Genomic DNA, 14,350 nt, shown 5'->3' on the forward strand with positions numbered 1-14,350 from the left:
AATGGTAATCGTTATCATTTGTGACTGGCAGCATGAGAAGGCGACACTGGCGACGCGAGTGAAGGACGGCATCATGAGACTGCCGCCTTCTCATCCGCAGTTGCAAGGTTTCCATGTCTTCCATTCTTACCGTGCGCCAGTCCGTGTTGGCCATCAGCCTGGCCTTTGGCGCCAGCGCCGTCACGCCATGTGTTTTTGCCGCCGACACCGACAGCGAAGAATCCACGCCGCAAGTGCTGCCCGAAGTGCGTTTGCAGGCCGAGCGCGAATCCGTGGGCGAACAGCGCCTGGACAAGCGCCAGATCGAAGCCATGAATGGAATCGACGGCAATATCACCAGTTTGTTGCGTATCAATCCCAGCGTGCAATTCGATAACAAGCAGCAAGCCTCCGCCACCCAGGGCGAGCTGGCGCCAGCCGACATCAGCATCAATGGCGCCAAGTTCTACGACAATCTGTACCAGATGGATGGCATGTCGCTCAACAACGATATCGGCCCGGGCAGCAACAATCCTGCCAGTCTCACCACGCCGCCGTCGGCCAGCCAGGGCTTTGCAGTCGATACCAGTCTGCTGTGCGATGTGACGGTGCTCGACTCGAACATCGGCGCCGAATATGGCCGTTTCAAGGGCGGCGTCGTCAATGCCAATACCTGCGCGCCCGCGCGCAAGCTGGCCGGCCAGGTGTCGGTCGAAAGCACGCGCTCGGCGTGGATGAAGTACAAACTCAGCGACGCGCAGCGGGAAAGCGCTGCCAACTCGGCCACGGCCGACTTGCAGCCGGAATTCGAGAAATGGACGTACCGCGCCGCGCTGCAGGGCAAGGTGACGGAGAATTTCAGCCTGATCGGCAGCTTCATCCGCAAGACCTCGGAAATTCCGCTGAATGGTTACGGCAACGGCCTGCAGAGCGCAAGCGACGCCAATCGCAAGGTGCAGCGGCGCGGCAGCGACAACGCCTTTGTGCGCGGTTTCTGGAGCATCAGCCCCGGCGTGCTGGCCGATTTTTCTCTCATGCATGCACCGTCAGACGGCGACTATTTCATCGCCAATGCGAAGAACAGCACGTATCATTTGAAAAGCGGCGGCAATGGCCTCAACCTGGGCCTGACCCACCCGATAGCGCTGTTGGGCAACGCCACGGCGGAACACCGTTTGAGCTGGAACAGGATGGACAGCTCGCGCGATGCCGATGCCACCGTCTGGAAAGGCTGGCGCTATTCGAGCAACAAGAACTGGGGCGTCAAGACGGGCACGGGCGCGACGGGCTGGTCCAGCAACGAGGGCGGCTATGGCGACGTTGACCAGGAGCAGGAAAGCGCCCAGTATCAAGGCAAGCTGAAGTGGGAGTCGTTCGCCCTGCTGGGCGCCACGCACACCTTCCAGGCGGGTCTGGAACTGGGCACCCAGCATTCGAGTTACCAGCGCAACACCACGTACGAACAGTACACGGCGTCGGTCAATACCAGCACCTGCAATATGGTGGGCGGCGTCGATACGCAATACTGTTCCCTGGCGACGCCCTGGAACGCGGCCTCAAATGTGCGCGGCCAATACCTGTCGTCGCGCGTCATTTATTACGCGGGCGGCTATGAGCTGAGCAACAAGACGCGCGGTGCCTTTTTGCAGGACGATATCCGGGCCGGCAATGTGCGCCTGCGCCTGGGCGCGCGTTACGACAGCGACGACCTGTCGCCCAAGTCGAGCATCGCGCCGCGCCTGTCGGCGTTCTGGGACGTGGCGGGCAAGGGCACGACGCAGGTCGAAGTGGGCGCCAACCGCTACTATGGCCGCAATTTCTTCGATTTTTATGCCAACTCGAAGCGCCTGGCACTGCAGACGAAGGCGCAGACGCGCACCCTGTCGGGCGGCCTGCTGAAAGACTGGGCCGCGCCCGAGATGGCCACCAACTGGACCTGGTACCAGCTGGGCGACATGAAAACGCCGTACACGGATGAAAAAATGCTGGGCGTCAGCCATCTTTGGGGCGGCGTGAAGTGGAGCGCCAAGCGCGTGCTGCGCGAGGGGCGCGACGAAATCGTGCAGCACCTGGAATCGGCCGCCCATTATTATTGGGATAATATTGGCAGCACCGACAGCAAGGTGTGGACGCTGGCGGCCGAAACGGCGCGTCCGCTGCGCTGGGGCGGCAGCAGCACGCAGGTGCAGTTCGCCTATGACCACACGCGCACCCGTTCGTCGCACGCCAGCTACGATGACACTCTGAGCAATCTCGCCGGCGAACTCGATGACTACATCTATTACCAGGGCAAGTTTGTGCGCTGGATCGACCGCCCGGCGAATAATTACAACCGGCCCTGGACGGCGCGCCTGCTGCTGTCGACGGACGTGCCTGCCTACCGCCTGAAAGTGGATAATTTCTTCCGCGTGCGGGGTCCGGAAACGGGCATGGTGACAACGGGCGAATCGCTGATGTTCGACGGTGGCGTGGCGACGGTTTTCAAGGACATCACGGTGGGCAAGTCCATCAGCTGGGACATGCGCGTGCAATATGCATTGCCGAAAACGGGCCCGGGCGAAGGATTCGTCAACCTGGGCATTGAAAACCTCACCAACCGCACCAACCCGCTGTATCAGTCCGCTACCGCGCTGGTGTATGAAAAAGGCCGCCAGTTCACGCTGGAACTCGGTTACCGCTTCTGATGACAACGACCATGACGGCAGGCGCATGAGCATCGCATCCCACCTGAAAAAAACCACCTTCGCCGTGGCCGCCTTGCTGGTGGGCGGCGCGGGCCTGATGATAAGCATGGATGGCCGCGCCAGCGATGCCGTGCCCGCCAGCGCGGCCTGCGCGGCGGACAAGGGCTGGGACATGGCGTGCCTGCGGCAGACGTACGCGCAGCCCATCGCCAGCTGGCCCCGGCCGCAGGTGGCTGATGGCGTCACGCCGCAGGAAATGGCACCCGTCTCGGCCATGCCCGCACCGCAGGTGGCGCCGGCCGTGGCGTCGCTGGGGCAGCGCCTGTTCAACGATCCACGCTTGTCGCGCTCGAACGCGGTGGCTTGCATCAGCTGCCACAGTCCGGCCCACAGCTTTGCCGACAGCAAGCGTACCTCCGTCGGCCACGAAGGACGACTGGGACAGCGCAATGCGCCTGGCTTGCTGGGCGTGGGCCAGCTCAAGCCGCTGTTCTGGGACGGCCGCGCGGCCACCCTCGAAGAGCAGGCGCTGGGCCCCTTGCAGCATCCGGACGAGATGGCCATGGACGTGCCAGCCCTGGCGGCCAAGCTGGCCAAACTGGACGATTACCCGGCGCAGTTCGACGCCGCCTTTGGCGAGGGGGCCGGCGTGACCCTGCCGCGCATCCTGACGGCGCTGGCCGACTACCAGCGCACGGTGCTGCCGCCCGTCACGCGCTTCGATACTTTCCTGGAGGGCCGGCGCACGGACTTGAACGACCGCGAACTGCTGGGTCTGCATCTGTTCCGCACCAAGGCGCGCTGCATGACGTGCCACAGCGGCGCCATGCTGACGGACCAGCAATTTCACAACCTGGGACTGACGTATTACGGGCGCAAGAAATATGAAGACCTGGGACGCTACCTGGTGACGGGCAAGGATGAGGACGTGGGCAAGTTCCTAACGCCCGGCTTGCGCGGCGTGGCACAATCGGGGCCGTGGATGCACAATGGCCTGTTCCCGCAGATGGTGGGCTTGCTGAACATGTACAATGCGGGCATGTCGCGCCCCGTGCCGCGCAACGCCGAACAGGCGGCCGATCCGAAGTTTCCCGTTACCTCGCCCTTGCTGCAGCAATTGCAGCTGACATCCGAGGAAATCATCGCGCTGAAGAGTTTTCTCGAAGTGCTGTAGCCGCTCGGCCGGTTGCGCCCGCAACCGGCCTTTTCCTGCATGCGGCGCCGATATTGTATAGACGTTTGACGCCTGCCAATCTCTCCAAATTCCACATTTCACGGGCTTTCCCGATATATTTTCCTAACTGGAAATTTATCGAAAGGAAACGTTGACTCTAAAATAAGTGCGGTCTATATTCGTTTTCGTAGCAAGCAAAGACGAAATCCGTATGGATTTTTTACGACTGATCTGACGCGATTGCCGGCTTTGCCTGGTGCCATCGCTAACATGGAGAGTAGTAAATGAAAAAGATTGCCGCGTTTATTTTTACCCTGGGTTTGAGCGCTTCCTATGCCATCGCTTCGGATAACAGCTGTTATAGCTGCGAGGAGGAATTGCGGGAATGCCAGATGATGTATGGTGACAGATCCCCATTCTGCAGCAGCAGTTATAAAGGCTGCCTGAGAGGCTGCCAAGCCGGCGCCTGATCGCCGTTTTGCATTGCCAGGCGGCCGCCCAGCGCATGCTGCATCCGCCGCCTTCGATCATTGAAGCCTCTGACAATACTTATGATGCAGAAAAAAATGAAAACCATCGCCATGTATGGCTTGATCCTGGCCGCAGGCCTGGGCAGCGGTTATGGCCTGTCCTTGTTGCCCGGCTTGCTCAAGTCGAATTACACAGAGGGCAATTACGCCGCGTATTTCCCGAACGCCCAGACGAAAGTGGTGCTGTACGGCACGGACTGGTGCGGCTATTGCGCCAAGACGCGCGCGTACTTCAAGGAGAACAAGATCGATTTCGTCGATCTTGATATCGAAAAATCCCCGGAAGCACGAAAAGCCCATGAAGCACTCGGTGGCGGCGGCGTGCCCGTGGTGTTGATCGGCAACCGCAAGATCCAGGGTTTCAATACGGGCGCGCTGGAAGCGGCGCTGAAGAAAATCTGACGTTTCAACTTGTTAACTTGAAAGGCTGACCATGTTCAAAAAGATTGCCGCGTTCCTGTTTGCCGCCGGCGCCGCGTTGTCCTTCAGTGCCCAGGCCTTTGGCCCTGACTGCACCTTTGTCTGCGAACGCAACCTGCTCGATTGCGTGGAATTCGGCCAGCCGGCCTGCATGGAAAATTATCAGGCTTGCCAGAAGGAATGCCTGCGCCCACCGCGTCATTGACGCGGAGGCAATGCCAGCTGATCGATGGCGCGTAAGAGACGGCGCGCCATGGCTGTTACTCATCGTCTGTCAATTCAACAGGAGTGCTTATGTTCAAAAAACTGGGTTTCTTTTTGTTTGCCATGGGCGTCAGCGCCTCGTATGCGATCGCCGGCGGCGGCGAGCCGGAATGCTATGCGCAGTGTGACGACGATCTGGTGCAGTGCATGACGGACCATCCGAGGTCGCCAGGCGCTTGCTCCAAGATTCACCAGATGTGCAATCAAAGCTGCGATCCATACTTGCCGTAAATAATGATTGCCGGTCTGCCGGTCTCCTGGCCAGGCCGGCCGAATCACCTCATCCGTCCTGCAGTGCCTCATTTCCACAAAGGATTACTTATGTTCAAAAAACTGGGTTTCTTTTTGTTTGCCATGGGCGTCAGCGCCTCGTATGCGATGGCCAGTAGTACCGCCGACATTTCCGAATGCCAGTCCGAGTGCTATATGGCGCTCGATGCCTGTGTCATGGAGTTCAGTGTTCCTTCATGCGTCCGCGCCAATAAAGTGTGTCTTCAGGCCTGCGGCTAAGAAAATCCAATAACTATTCTGGCCGGTGCTGAAGAAAGGCGCTAGCCGATTCTATCCCTTGTCTTTGGGCGCAACATGAAACGGCGGCATGTTGCGTGTTTACTTCACGTCGCTCACTAAGGAACAGCATGTTTAAAAAAATCGCTTTTTTTCTTTTTGTTGCAGGTGCCAGCCTGTCGTTCAACAAGGCGGCAAACAGCACTCCAAGCTGTGGTTTCCAGTGCGCCCAATTAAGGGGAATTTGTCTCGACGAAGGCCGGGGTGACGCTTCCTGCCGCGACAACTACAATTTCTGCGTTGAAAACTGCCGTAATGGCATCTATCCCGAGATGCCGGAATAAGCAACACGTGCATGGCCGCGTCATCTGGCGCGGTCATGCCGCCACAACACGTCGTCGCCGCCGGCAAAGCGGTTGAGCACGCGCGACAGCACGAACAGCAGGTCCGACAGGCGGTTCACATACTGGCGCGGATGCTCGTGCAGTGGTTCCGCATTGGCCAGCGCGACGATGCTGCGCTCGGCGCGGCGGCACACGGTGCGGCATACATGCGCGAGCGAGGCGGCGCGCGAGCCGGCCGGCAGGATGAATTCGGAGAGCGCCGGCAAGTCCGCATTGTATTTCGCCAGCAGGTCGTCGAGGCGCAGCACGTGTTCTTCCTTGATCAGCTGGTAGCCGGGGATACAGATTTCTCCGCCCAGGTCGAAAAGGTCGTGCTGGATGGCCACCAGCTCCTCGCGCAAGGCGTCGGGCATGGCTTCGCACAGCAGCAAGCCGATATTGGAGTTCAGTTCGTCCACGTCGCCCATGGCGTGGATGCGGGCGCTGTCCTTGCTGGTGCGGCTGCCGTCGCCCAGGCCGGTGCTGCCATTGTCGCCCGTGCGCGTGGCGATTTTCGAAAGTCGGTTGCCCATGATGCTGATCCTGTAAAGAAGAATGGGGGCAGCATACGACACCGCGCGCCGCCTGGCCCTGCATTTGCCCGCCATTGTGACAAAAAATGCGCTGCACGCCACGTTTGTGCTTACAATCGTTGCACGCCCATGCTCATTTGCCCTCCATCTTATGCCCAATGCTGCCTCTGAATCCGGATTGACCGCCGCGCGCCAGCAAGCCGTCGTCGCTGCCCTGCTGGCCGTGCTGCCGGCACGCTGCGTGCTGTCCGACGCCGAAGATACGCGCCCGTATGAATGCGATGGCCTGGCCGCCTACCGCCAGCTGCCGATGGTGGTGACCCTGCCGGACACGGAAGAACAGGTCATCGCCATCCTCGGCGTCTGCCGCGAGTTGAAGGTGCCGATCGTGCCGCGCGGGGCCGGCACGGGCCTGTCGGGCGGCGCCTTGCCGATCGCCGATGGCGTGGTGCTGTCGACGGCGCGTTTGAACCGCATCGTGCGCGTCGATGCGTATGCGCGCATCGCCGTGGTGCAGCCGGGCGTGCGCAACCTGGCCATTTCCGAAGCGGTGGCGCAATATGCCTTGTACTACGCGCCCGACCCGTCGTCGCAGATCGCCTGCAGCATCGGCGGCAACGTGGCGGAAAACTCGGGCGGCGTGCATTGCCTGAAATACGGCCTGACCGTGCACAATGTGCTGCGCGTGCGCGTCGTCACCATCGCTGGCGACGTGCTGGAACTGGGCGGCGAATGCCTCGACGCTCCGGGCCTCGACCTGCTGGCCGTCTTCATCGGCTCCGAAGGCATGCTGGGCATCGTCACGGAAGTGACCGTGAAACTGATACCGAAACCGGCGACGGCCAGAGTCATCATGGCGTCGTTTGACGACGTCGTCACGGGCGGCAATGCGGTGGCCAACGTGATCGCCGCCGGCATTATCCCGGCTGGCCTGGAAATGATGGACCAGACGTCGTCGCGCATGGTCGAACCGTTCGTCAAGGCCGGCTACGACATCGACGCGGCCGCCATTTTGCTGTGCGAAGCGGACGGCACGCACGAGGAAGTGGAAGAGGAAATCGCGCGCATGACGGCCGTGCTGGAAGGGGCGGGCGCCAGCGCGATTGCCGTGTCGCAGTCGGAAGCGGAACGCATGAAATTCTGGTCCGGGCGCAAGAACGCCTTTCCCGCCGCCGGGCGCATCTCGCCCGATTACTACTGCATGGACGGCACCATCCCGCGCAAAAAACTGGCGGAAGTGCTGACGGGGATCGCCGCCATGGAAACGACGCATGGCTTGCGCTGCGCGAACGTGTTCCATGCGGGCGACGGCAATCTGCACCCATTGATCCTGTTCGACGCCAACATGCCCGGCGAATTCGAGCGCGCAGAAGCGTTTGGCGCCGACATCCTGGCCCTGTGCGTGGCTGTGGGCGGCACCATCACGGGCGAGCATGGCGTGGGCATGGAAAAGATCAATTCCATGTGCGTGCAATTTACGCGCGCCGAACTCGATGCCTTCTTCGCCGTCAAGCGCGCCTTCGATCCCCATGCCTTGCTGAACCCGGACAAGGCGATCCCCACCTTGAACCGTTGCGCCGAATTCGGCAAGATGCATGTGACGGCGGGGCGTTTGCCGTTCGCCAACCTGCCCCGTTTTTAATCCGCCGGAGACTCTTTTGCAAGCAATCGTTGAACAATTCAGGCAGCAGATCCTGGCGGCCAGCGCGGCGGGCAGCCCCTTGCGCCTGCGCGGCGGCGGTTCGAAAGACTGGTATGGCCAGCAGCTGACAGGCGAGGTGCTCGATACGCGCGCGTATGCGGGCATCATCGACTATGAACCGACGGAGCTGGTGATCACGGCCCGCTGCGGCACGCCGCTGGTGGAAATCGAGGCGGCGCTGGCCGCGCGCAACCAGATGCTGGCGTTCGAGCCGCCGCACTTCGGCCCCGGCGCCACGGTGGGCGGCGTCGTCGCCAGCGCCTTGTCCGGCCCGCGCCGGGCCAGCGCGGGGGCCTTGCGTGATTTCGTGCTGGGCGCCGTGCTGATGGATGGCCATGGCGAACGCCTGGCCTTTGGCGGGCAAGTCATGAAGAACGTGGCCGGCTACGATGTCTCGCGCCTGCTGGCGGGGTCCCTGGGCACCTTGGGCCTGATCCTGGAAGTGTCGCTGAAGGTGCTGCCCTTGCCGCTGCGCGAAGCGACGTTCCGCGTGGCCTGCGCGGAAATCGCCGCCTTGCGCATGCTCAATGAGTGGGCGGGCAAGCCGCTGCCGATATCGGCCAGCTGCTGGCACGATGGCGTGTTGACGGTGCGCCTGTCCGGCGCCGAGGCGGCTGTCTCGGCGGCCCTGCAATCGCTGGGAGGCGAAGTGCTGACGCACGATGACGCGGCCGCTTTCTGGCTGGACGTGCGCGAGCAAACGCACGCATTCTTCGCGGGCGCGGGCAGCCTGTGGCGCTTGTCTCTGCCGCCGCACGCCAGCGCCATGATTTTAAAGGGGCGCCAGCTGATCGAGTGGGGCGGGGCGCAGCGCTGGCTCAAGCTCGATGGCGACGCCGATGCGGCCGGCAGCGCGCAGATTCGCCAGGCCGTGGCGGCCGCCGGCGGCCACGCCACGCTGTTTCGCGGCGGCGACAAGGCCGTTGGCGTGTTCCACCCGCTGGCGCCCGCCATCGCCACCATCCACCAGCGCCTGCGGCAGGCTTTCGACCCGGCCGGTATCTTCAACCCGCACAGAATGGATTGAGCGCATGCAAACCAATCTCGCCGATTTCATCAAGAATACGCCGGCAGGCGACGAAGCCGAAGCCATCCTGCGCGCCTGCGTGCATTGCGGCTTTTGCACGGCCACCTGTCCCACCTACCAGCTGCTGGGCGACGAACTCGATGGCCCGCGCGGACGCATTTACCTGATCAAGCAAGTGCTCGAAGGCGCGCCCGTCACGGCCAAGACGCAGACGCACCTGGACCGCTGCCTGACCTGCCGCAACTGCGAGTCGACCTGTCCGTCCGGGGTGCAGTACGGGCGCCTGGTCGACATCGGCCGCAACGTCGTCGAGCAGCGCGTGCAGCGCCCCTTGCGCGAACGCGCGCTGCGCTTCGCCCTGAAGGAAGCCTTGCCGCGCCGCTGGCTGTTTACGCCCGTGTACAAGGCGGGGCAGGCGCTGCGCCCGCTGCTCTCGAAAAGCTTGCAGGATAAATTGCGTCCGGGCGCGCAAGCGGGGGCATGGCCGACGCGCCAGCACGCGCGCAGCATGCTGCTGCTGGACGGCTGCGTGCAGCCGGCCATGTCGCCGAACATCAACGCGGCCACGGCGCGCGTGCTCGATGCGCTCGGCGTGCAATTGATCGTCGCGCCCAAGGCCGGCTGCTGCGGCGCGCTGCGCCATCACCTGAACGACCAGGACGCGGCGCTGGACGACATGCGCCGCAATATCGACGCCTGGTGGCCATACGTGGAAAGTGCCGAAGCCATCGTCATGACGGCGTCCGGCTGCGGCGCCACGGTGAAGGAATATGGCCATCTGCTGGCGCACGATCCGCAGTATGCGGACAAGGCGCGGCGCATCGCGGCACTGACGCGCGATCTGTCCGAGATCATGCCGGCGTTTGAAAACGAGCTGGCGGCGCTGCTGCAAGGGCGCATCGGGAAAAGGGTGGCATATCACCCGCCATGCACCCTGCAGCACGGCCAGCAAATTCGCGGCAAGGTGGAGCAGGTCTTGCGCGCCGTCGGCGTCGACGTGCGCCTGTGCGCCGACAGCCATCTGTGCTGCGGTTCGGCGGGCACGTATTCGATTTTGCAGCCGGCACTGTCGCAGCAGCTGCGCGACAACAAGGTGGCGAACCTGGAAGCGTGCGAGCCGGAGATGATCGTGTCGGCCAATATCGGCTGCCTGAGCCACCTGCAGTCAGGCACGGAGACGCCCGTGCGGCACTGGATCGAGCTGATCGACTCCGCCTTGACGCCTAAATAGGCGTCTCGCTGTACTGCGCGATGCGCCATTGGGGCGCCGGCACGAAGTTCGCAGCCCACTCCAGCACGGCGTCGGCCGGCATGGGGCGGGCGATGCCGTAGCCTTGCGCCAGGTCGCAGCCCAGCTGAATCAGGCGCGCGCCATGCTCGACGCTTTCCACGCCTTCGGCGATCACCGTCAGGCTGAAGGAACGGGCCAGGCCGATGACGGCGCGCACCAGGTGCAGGTCGTCGCGGTCGTTGAGCATGTTGCGCACGAAGCTCTGGTCGATCTTGACGATATTCGCCGGCAGGCGTTTTAAATATGACATCGACGAGTAGCCGGTGCCGAAATCGTCGAGCGCGAACGTGATGCCCAGCGCCTGGCAGGCGCGGATGATGCGGCGCACGTCTTCGATGTCGTGCAGCGCTGACGATTCGAGGATTTCCAGTTCCAGCATGCTGGCGCGCACGCCGGGAAATTCGCCGAGGATGGTTTCCAGGCGCGAGACGAAGTCGGCTTGCTGGAAGTGGCGTGCCGCGATATTCACGCTGACTACCCAGTGCTTGCCGCAAGCCACCCAGCGCTGCATCTGCCACAGGGCCTGGCGCAGCACCCATTCGCCGATGTCGATGATCAAATCCGTCTGCTCCACCAGCGGCAGGAATTGCGCAGGCGACAGCACGCCGCGGCGCGGGTGCTGCCAGCGCAGCAGCGCTTCCATGCCCACCACCGTGCCAGCGCGCATATTCACCTTGGGCTGGTAGTACAGCCGCAGTTCGCCGTTGATCAGGGCGTGGCGCACTTCCGTGCGCTGGTTGTGGTGGGTGCGCACTTCCTCGTCGAGGTTGGTGTCGAAGAAGTGGTACTGGTTGCGCCCCGTCAGTTTCGCCTGGTAGACGGCGTGGTCGGCGTGGCGCAGCAGGCTTTCCGTATTCAAGTCCTTGCCCGCGTAGACGGCGATGCCGGCGCTGGCCGTCACGTGCAGCGCCTGCTGGTCGCACTGGTAGGGGCGGCTCAGTTCCTGCATCAATTGGGTGATGTTCTGTTCGATGCTGGCGATGCTGGCCTGGCCGCACAGCAGCATGACGAATTCATCGCCGCCCAGGCGCGCCGCGTAATGGACCTGGCCCGTGAAGCCGTGCAGGCGGCCGGCCACCTGCTTGAGGATTTCATCGCCGGCCTCGGCGCCGTAGCGGTCGTTGATGGCCTGGAAGTGGTCGAGGTCGAACAGGCAGACGGCTAGCAGACGCTGGCGTTCGCGCGCGAGGAACAGTTCCTGCTCGAAGCGGGCGGCCAGCGCGGCACGGTTGGGCAAGCCCGTCAGCACGTCATTGTAGTTTTGCCACGACAGCTTTTGCAGCGCCTGCTGCATGTGCACGGTTTCGTTCAGCTGTTCGCCCAGCTGGCGCTGGCTGGTTTTCAGCGAAGTCAGCAGTCCTTCGATATCGCCGGCCATGCCGTTGAACGACTGCGACACGGCTTGCGCCTCGGGCGTGGCGCCAGCCGCCAGGCGCACGGCGAAATTGCCATCACGAAAGCGGTCGGTCGCTTGCACGAAGCGCGCCAGCAGCTTGCGGTGCGACGCCAGGATCAAGCCCAGCAGGAGGAAGACGAGGACGATATTGATGCTGCTGAGGACGGCCTGCTCGAGCACCCTTTGCCACACCTGCGCCAGAGGCCGGCCGGGCGTGTAGTGCAGGTCGAGGATGCCGTCGCCGCCGTCCGGCAGCGCCACCGTCAGGCGGCTGCGGATGGCCGCCATGCCCGCCAGGCGCGCAAACCAGCCCGGCACGCCGTCGGCCGGCGTGTCGCCCGGCTTGTTATCGGCCAGCACTTCGACATGCGCGCCAGCCGTATCCCAGCGCGCGGAAACGAGGCTGCGGTTCAGCGGCAAGGCGCTGCGCAGCGCCTGCCGCACGCTGTCGTGCGTCGCATGCCGGTCCGTGTGCACGGCCAGCGGCAGCACGCTATTGGCCAGGAACAGGTCGAGTTGCCGGGCGTCGCTCTGGTAGCGCGCATTGGCCAGCGCCGTTTCCGTACCCAGCAGGGCGTGATAGCGAACGGCGGAAACGGCGAGTATCAGGAAGGTAATAGGGATGAAGAGGCGGGGATAACTGCCCATCCGCATCCAAGAAGATAATATTTTCCCAAAGACTAGCATCGTTTTATGATCGATATCTGCGAATAATTATGTAAACATTATCACCGATATTTGCTATTTGAAACACAATATTGATATCAAGCATGAAATAAATGCAGTTTTATGGATTTAACATGATTGTTGTCTTAAATCAAAGCAATCCGTTTTTACTCCTGTAGCAATTGCCGTATGTCGGCCGCCAGACTGGCCGGTTTGCTGGCCGTCGCATAGCGGCGAAATACGCTGCCATCCTTGCGCACCAAAAACTTGGTGAAATTCCATTTGATCGATTGCGTGCCCAATATGCCGGGCGCCGCCTGTTTTAATTGCGCAAACAGGGGATGGGTCTGCGCGCCATTCACGTCGACTTTGGCAAACAGGGGAAAGGTGACGCCGAAGTTTTTCTCGCAAAAGGCGCCAATTTCCCCGTTCGATCCCGGTTCCTGCTGACGGAATTGATTGCAGGGAAAACCCAGCACGACCAGGCCCTGCTCGTGAAATTCGCGGTACAGCGCTTCGAGCCCCTGGTATTGCGGCGTGAAGCCGCAGGCGCTGGCCGTGTTGACGATCAGCAATACCTTGCCTTTGTAGCGCGCCAGGTCGACCGGCGTGCCGTCCAGTGCCTCGGCCTGGAAATCGTGGATGCTGGTCATGTCAGAGGAGTCCCAGTTTGGTGGCGCCCGCTTGCGGGGCCGGTTCCGGCGCCGTGGCGCCCTTGAGTTTGATCGTCAGGCGCAGGTCGTTGACGGAGTCCGCATTGCGCAGCGCGTCTTCATAGCTGATGGCGCCCGCTTCGTGCAGGTCGAACAGGGCCTGGTCGAAGGTCTGCATGCCATGCTCGCGCGACTTTTTCATCAATTCCTTGATTTCGTGTACCTGGCCCTTGAAGATCAGGTCGCTCATCAGCGGCGAGTTGAGCAGGATTTCCAGCGCCGCCTTGCGCCCGCCGCCGTCCTTGCCGGGGATCAGGCGCTGCGAAATCATGCCCTTCAAATTGAGCGACAGGTCCATCAGCAACTGCTGGCGCCGCTCTTCGGGGAAGAAATTGATGATGCGGTCCAGCGCCTGGTTGGCGTTGTTCGCGTGCAAGGTCGCCAGGCACAGATGGCCCGTCTCGGCAAACGCGATGGCGTGATCCATCGTCTCCCGGTCGCGGATTTCGCCGATCTGTATCACGTCGGGCGCCTGGCGCAGGGTGTTTTTCAGGGCCGTGCCCCAGTCGTCCGTATCGACGCCCACTTCGCGCTGGGTAACGATGCAGTTGCCGTGCGGATGGATGAATTCCACGGGGTCTTCAATGGTGATGATGTGGCCATGGCTGTGCGCGTTGCGGTGGCCCACCATGGCCGCCAGGGTGGTCGACTTGCCGCAACCCGTGGCGCCCACCATGATGACGAGGCCGCGCTTGCTCATGACGATGTCTTGCAGGACGGCCGGTAAGCCGAGCCCATCGAGGGTGGGGATGGCGGTATTGATCAATCGCAAGACCATGCCTGCCTGGCCCATCTGCACGAAGGCGGACACGCGGAAACGCCCGAGTCCCTCCGGGCTGATGGCGAAATTGGCTTCGCGGCTGGATTCAAACTCGGCCGCCTGGCGCGCGTTCATGACGGCGCGCACGTAGCCGGCCGCCTGTTGCGCATCGAGCGCGCCGCCCGCCAGCGGCGTCAGTTTGCCGTCGAGCTTGATGGCGGCAGGAAAGCCGGCCGTGATGAACAGGTCCGAGCCGCCCCGTGCGCGCATCTGCGCCAGCAGCGCGTGCATGGCGCCATAGTGTTCGTGCGTCGTCTGCAT

The 14,350-nt window shown here is 62.5% G+C and carries 15 protein-coding genes; 11 read left to right on the plus strand and 4 right to left on the minus strand.

The genetic code is table 11. The annotated features are described in order from the left end of the window. Positions 1–113 precede the first annotated feature (113 nt). The 8 genes from P9875_RS05260 to P9875_RS05295 all read left to right on the plus strand — a co-directional run bounded on the left by P9875_RS05260 (position 114) and on the right by P9875_RS05295 (position 5,902). On the plus strand, positions 114–2,663 hold the full coding sequence (locus P9875_RS05260) for a TonB-dependent receptor plug domain-containing protein (RefSeq protein WP_278317757.1): 2,550 nt from the start codon (positions 114–116) through the stop codon (positions 2,661–2,663). Between the two features lie 25 nt (positions 2,664–2,688). Continuing rightward, positions 2,689–3,837 (plus strand): cytochrome-c peroxidase, encoded by a 1,149-nt coding sequence (locus P9875_RS05265; RefSeq protein WP_278317758.1) that lies wholly within the window; start codon positions 2,689–2,691, stop codon positions 3,835–3,837. A 284-nt stretch (positions 3,838–4,121) separates the two neighbouring features. Continuing rightward, complete coding sequence (locus P9875_RS05270; protein WP_099379706.1) at positions 4,122–4,307, plus strand: hypothetical protein; 186 nt, start codon at positions 4,122–4,124, stop codon at positions 4,305–4,307. Between the two features lie 81 nt (positions 4,308–4,388). Then, positions 4,389–4,769: a glutaredoxin family protein gene (locus P9875_RS05275; protein WP_278317759.1), complete on the plus strand. Its 381-nt coding sequence runs from the start codon at positions 4,389–4,391 to the stop codon at positions 4,767–4,769. A 31-nt stretch (positions 4,770–4,800) separates the two neighbouring features. Continuing rightward, positions 4,801–4,992, plus strand: coding sequence for a hypothetical protein (locus P9875_RS05280; protein ID WP_099403302.1), 192 nt, complete (start codon positions 4,801–4,803; stop codon positions 4,990–4,992). An 89-nt stretch (positions 4,993–5,081) separates the two neighbouring features. Further along, a complete protein-coding gene (locus P9875_RS05285) occupies positions 5,082–5,282 on the plus strand; it encodes a hypothetical protein (protein ID WP_099403301.1) in 201 nt (66 codons plus the stop codon). 90 nt (positions 5,283–5,372) lie between these two features. Then, a complete protein-coding gene (locus tag P9875_RS05290; protein ID WP_034749095.1) occupies positions 5,373–5,561 on the plus strand; it encodes a hypothetical protein in 189 nt (62 codons plus the stop codon). A gap of 128 nt (positions 5,562–5,689) precedes the next feature. Beyond that, positions 5,690–5,902 carry a hypothetical protein gene (locus tag P9875_RS05295; RefSeq protein WP_139143510.1) on the plus strand — a complete coding sequence of 71 codons (213 nt, stop codon included), beginning with the start codon at positions 5,690–5,692 and terminating at the stop codon, positions 5,900–5,902. Between the two features lie 20 nt (positions 5,903–5,922). On the opposite strand, the gene P9875_RS05300 is transcribed toward P9875_RS05295, so the two are convergent. Continuing rightward, positions 5,923–6,474, minus strand: a complete 552-nt coding sequence (locus P9875_RS05300) for a cob(I)yrinic acid a,c-diamide adenosyltransferase (protein ID WP_278317760.1) — start codon at positions 6,472–6,474, stop codon at positions 5,923–5,925. Between the two features lie 151 nt (positions 6,475–6,625). On the opposite strand from P9875_RS05300, the gene P9875_RS05305 reads away from it, so the two are divergent. Genes P9875_RS05305 through glcF form a run of 3 tightly spaced genes read left to right on the plus strand, consistent with a single transcriptional unit; the run spans position 6,626 to position 10,434 of the window. Next, complete coding sequence (locus tag P9875_RS05305) at positions 6,626–8,116, plus strand: FAD-linked oxidase C-terminal domain-containing protein (protein ID WP_278317761.1); 1,491 nt, start codon at positions 6,626–6,628, stop codon at positions 8,114–8,116. Between the two features lie 16 nt (positions 8,117–8,132). Next, the gene (gene glcE / locus P9875_RS05310) at positions 8,133–9,203 is read left to right on the plus strand and encodes a glycolate oxidase subunit GlcE (RefSeq protein ID WP_278317762.1); all 1,071 of its coding nucleotides are present in this window, start codon (positions 8,133–8,135) and stop codon (positions 9,201–9,203) included. A 4-nt stretch (positions 9,204–9,207) separates the two neighbouring features. After that, positions 9,208–10,434 (plus strand): glycolate oxidase subunit GlcF, encoded by a 1,227-nt coding sequence (glcF, locus tag P9875_RS05315; RefSeq protein WP_278317763.1) that lies wholly within the window; start codon positions 9,208–9,210, stop codon positions 10,432–10,434. Here glcF and P9875_RS05320 read toward each other — a convergent pair. The 3 genes from P9875_RS05320 to P9875_RS05330 form a co-directional block, all read right to left on the minus strand. Continuing rightward, a complete protein-coding gene (locus P9875_RS05320) occupies positions 10,427–12,538 on the minus strand; it encodes a putative bifunctional diguanylate cyclase/phosphodiesterase (RefSeq protein ID WP_278317764.1) in 2,112 nt (703 codons plus the stop codon). The genes glcF and P9875_RS05320 overlap by 8 nt on opposite strands. A 185-nt stretch (positions 12,539–12,723) precedes the next feature. Beyond that, the gene (locus tag P9875_RS05325; protein WP_099403295.1) at positions 12,724–13,209 is read right to left on the minus strand and encodes a glutathione peroxidase; all 486 of its coding nucleotides are present in this window, start codon (positions 13,207–13,209) and stop codon (positions 12,724–12,726) included. A 1-nt stretch (position 13,210) separates the two neighbouring features. Then, entirely contained in the window at positions 13,211–14,350 is a 1,140-nt protein-coding gene (locus tag P9875_RS05330) for a PilT/PilU family type 4a pilus ATPase (RefSeq protein WP_278317765.1), read from the minus strand.

Source organism: Janthinobacterium rivuli, assembly GCF_029690045.1.
Classification (GTDB): domain Bacteria; phylum Pseudomonadota; class Gammaproteobacteria; order Burkholderiales; family Burkholderiaceae_D; genus Janthinobacterium; species Janthinobacterium rivuli.

What these genes read in the sequence shown, in the direction of transcription:
- P9875_RS05330 (WP_278317765.1), bottom strand. Translation starts at nt 14,350, where the DNA reads ATGCAGACGACGCACGAACACTATGGCGCCATGCACGCGCTGCTGGCG.
- P9875_RS05300 (WP_278317760.1), bottom strand. Translation starts at nt 6,474, where the DNA reads ATGGGCAACCGACTTTCGAAAATCGCCACGCGCACGGGCGACAATGGC.
- P9875_RS05295 (WP_139143510.1), top strand. Translation starts at nt 5,690, where the DNA reads ATGTTTAAAAAAATCGCTTTTTTTCTTTTTGTTGCAGGTGCCAGCCTG.
- P9875_RS05270 (WP_099379706.1), top strand. Translation starts at nt 4,122, where the DNA reads ATGAAAAAGATTGCCGCGTTTATTTTTACCCTGGGTTTGAGCGCTTCC.
- P9875_RS05285 (WP_099403301.1), top strand. Translation starts at nt 5,082, where the DNA reads ATGTTCAAAAAACTGGGTTTCTTTTTGTTTGCCATGGGCGTCAGCGCC.
- glcF (WP_278317763.1), top strand. Translation starts at nt 9,208, where the DNA reads ATGCAAACCAATCTCGCCGATTTCATCAAGAATACGCCGGCAGGCGAC.
- P9875_RS05290 (WP_034749095.1), top strand. Translation starts at nt 5,373, where the DNA reads ATGTTCAAAAAACTGGGTTTCTTTTTGTTTGCCATGGGCGTCAGCGCC.
- P9875_RS05280 (WP_099403302.1), top strand. Translation starts at nt 4,801, where the DNA reads ATGTTCAAAAAGATTGCCGCGTTCCTGTTTGCCGCCGGCGCCGCGTTG.
- P9875_RS05320 (WP_278317764.1), bottom strand. Translation starts at nt 12,538, where the DNA reads ATGGGCAGTTATCCCCGCCTCTTCATCCCTATTACCTTCCTGATACTC.
- P9875_RS05275 (WP_278317759.1), top strand. Translation starts at nt 4,389, where the DNA reads ATGATGCAGAAAAAAATGAAAACCATCGCCATGTATGGCTTGATCCTG.
- P9875_RS05305 (WP_278317761.1), top strand. Translation starts at nt 6,626, where the DNA reads ATGCCCAATGCTGCCTCTGAATCCGGATTGACCGCCGCGCGCCAGCAA.
- P9875_RS05260 (WP_278317757.1), top strand. Translation starts at nt 114, where the DNA reads ATGTCTTCCATTCTTACCGTGCGCCAGTCCGTGTTGGCCATCAGCCTG.
- P9875_RS05325 (WP_099403295.1), bottom strand. Translation starts at nt 13,209, where the DNA reads ATGACCAGCATCCACGATTTCCAGGCCGAGGCACTGGACGGCACGCCG.
- P9875_RS05265 (WP_278317758.1), top strand. Translation starts at nt 2,689, where the DNA reads ATGAGCATCGCATCCCACCTGAAAAAAACCACCTTCGCCGTGGCCGCC.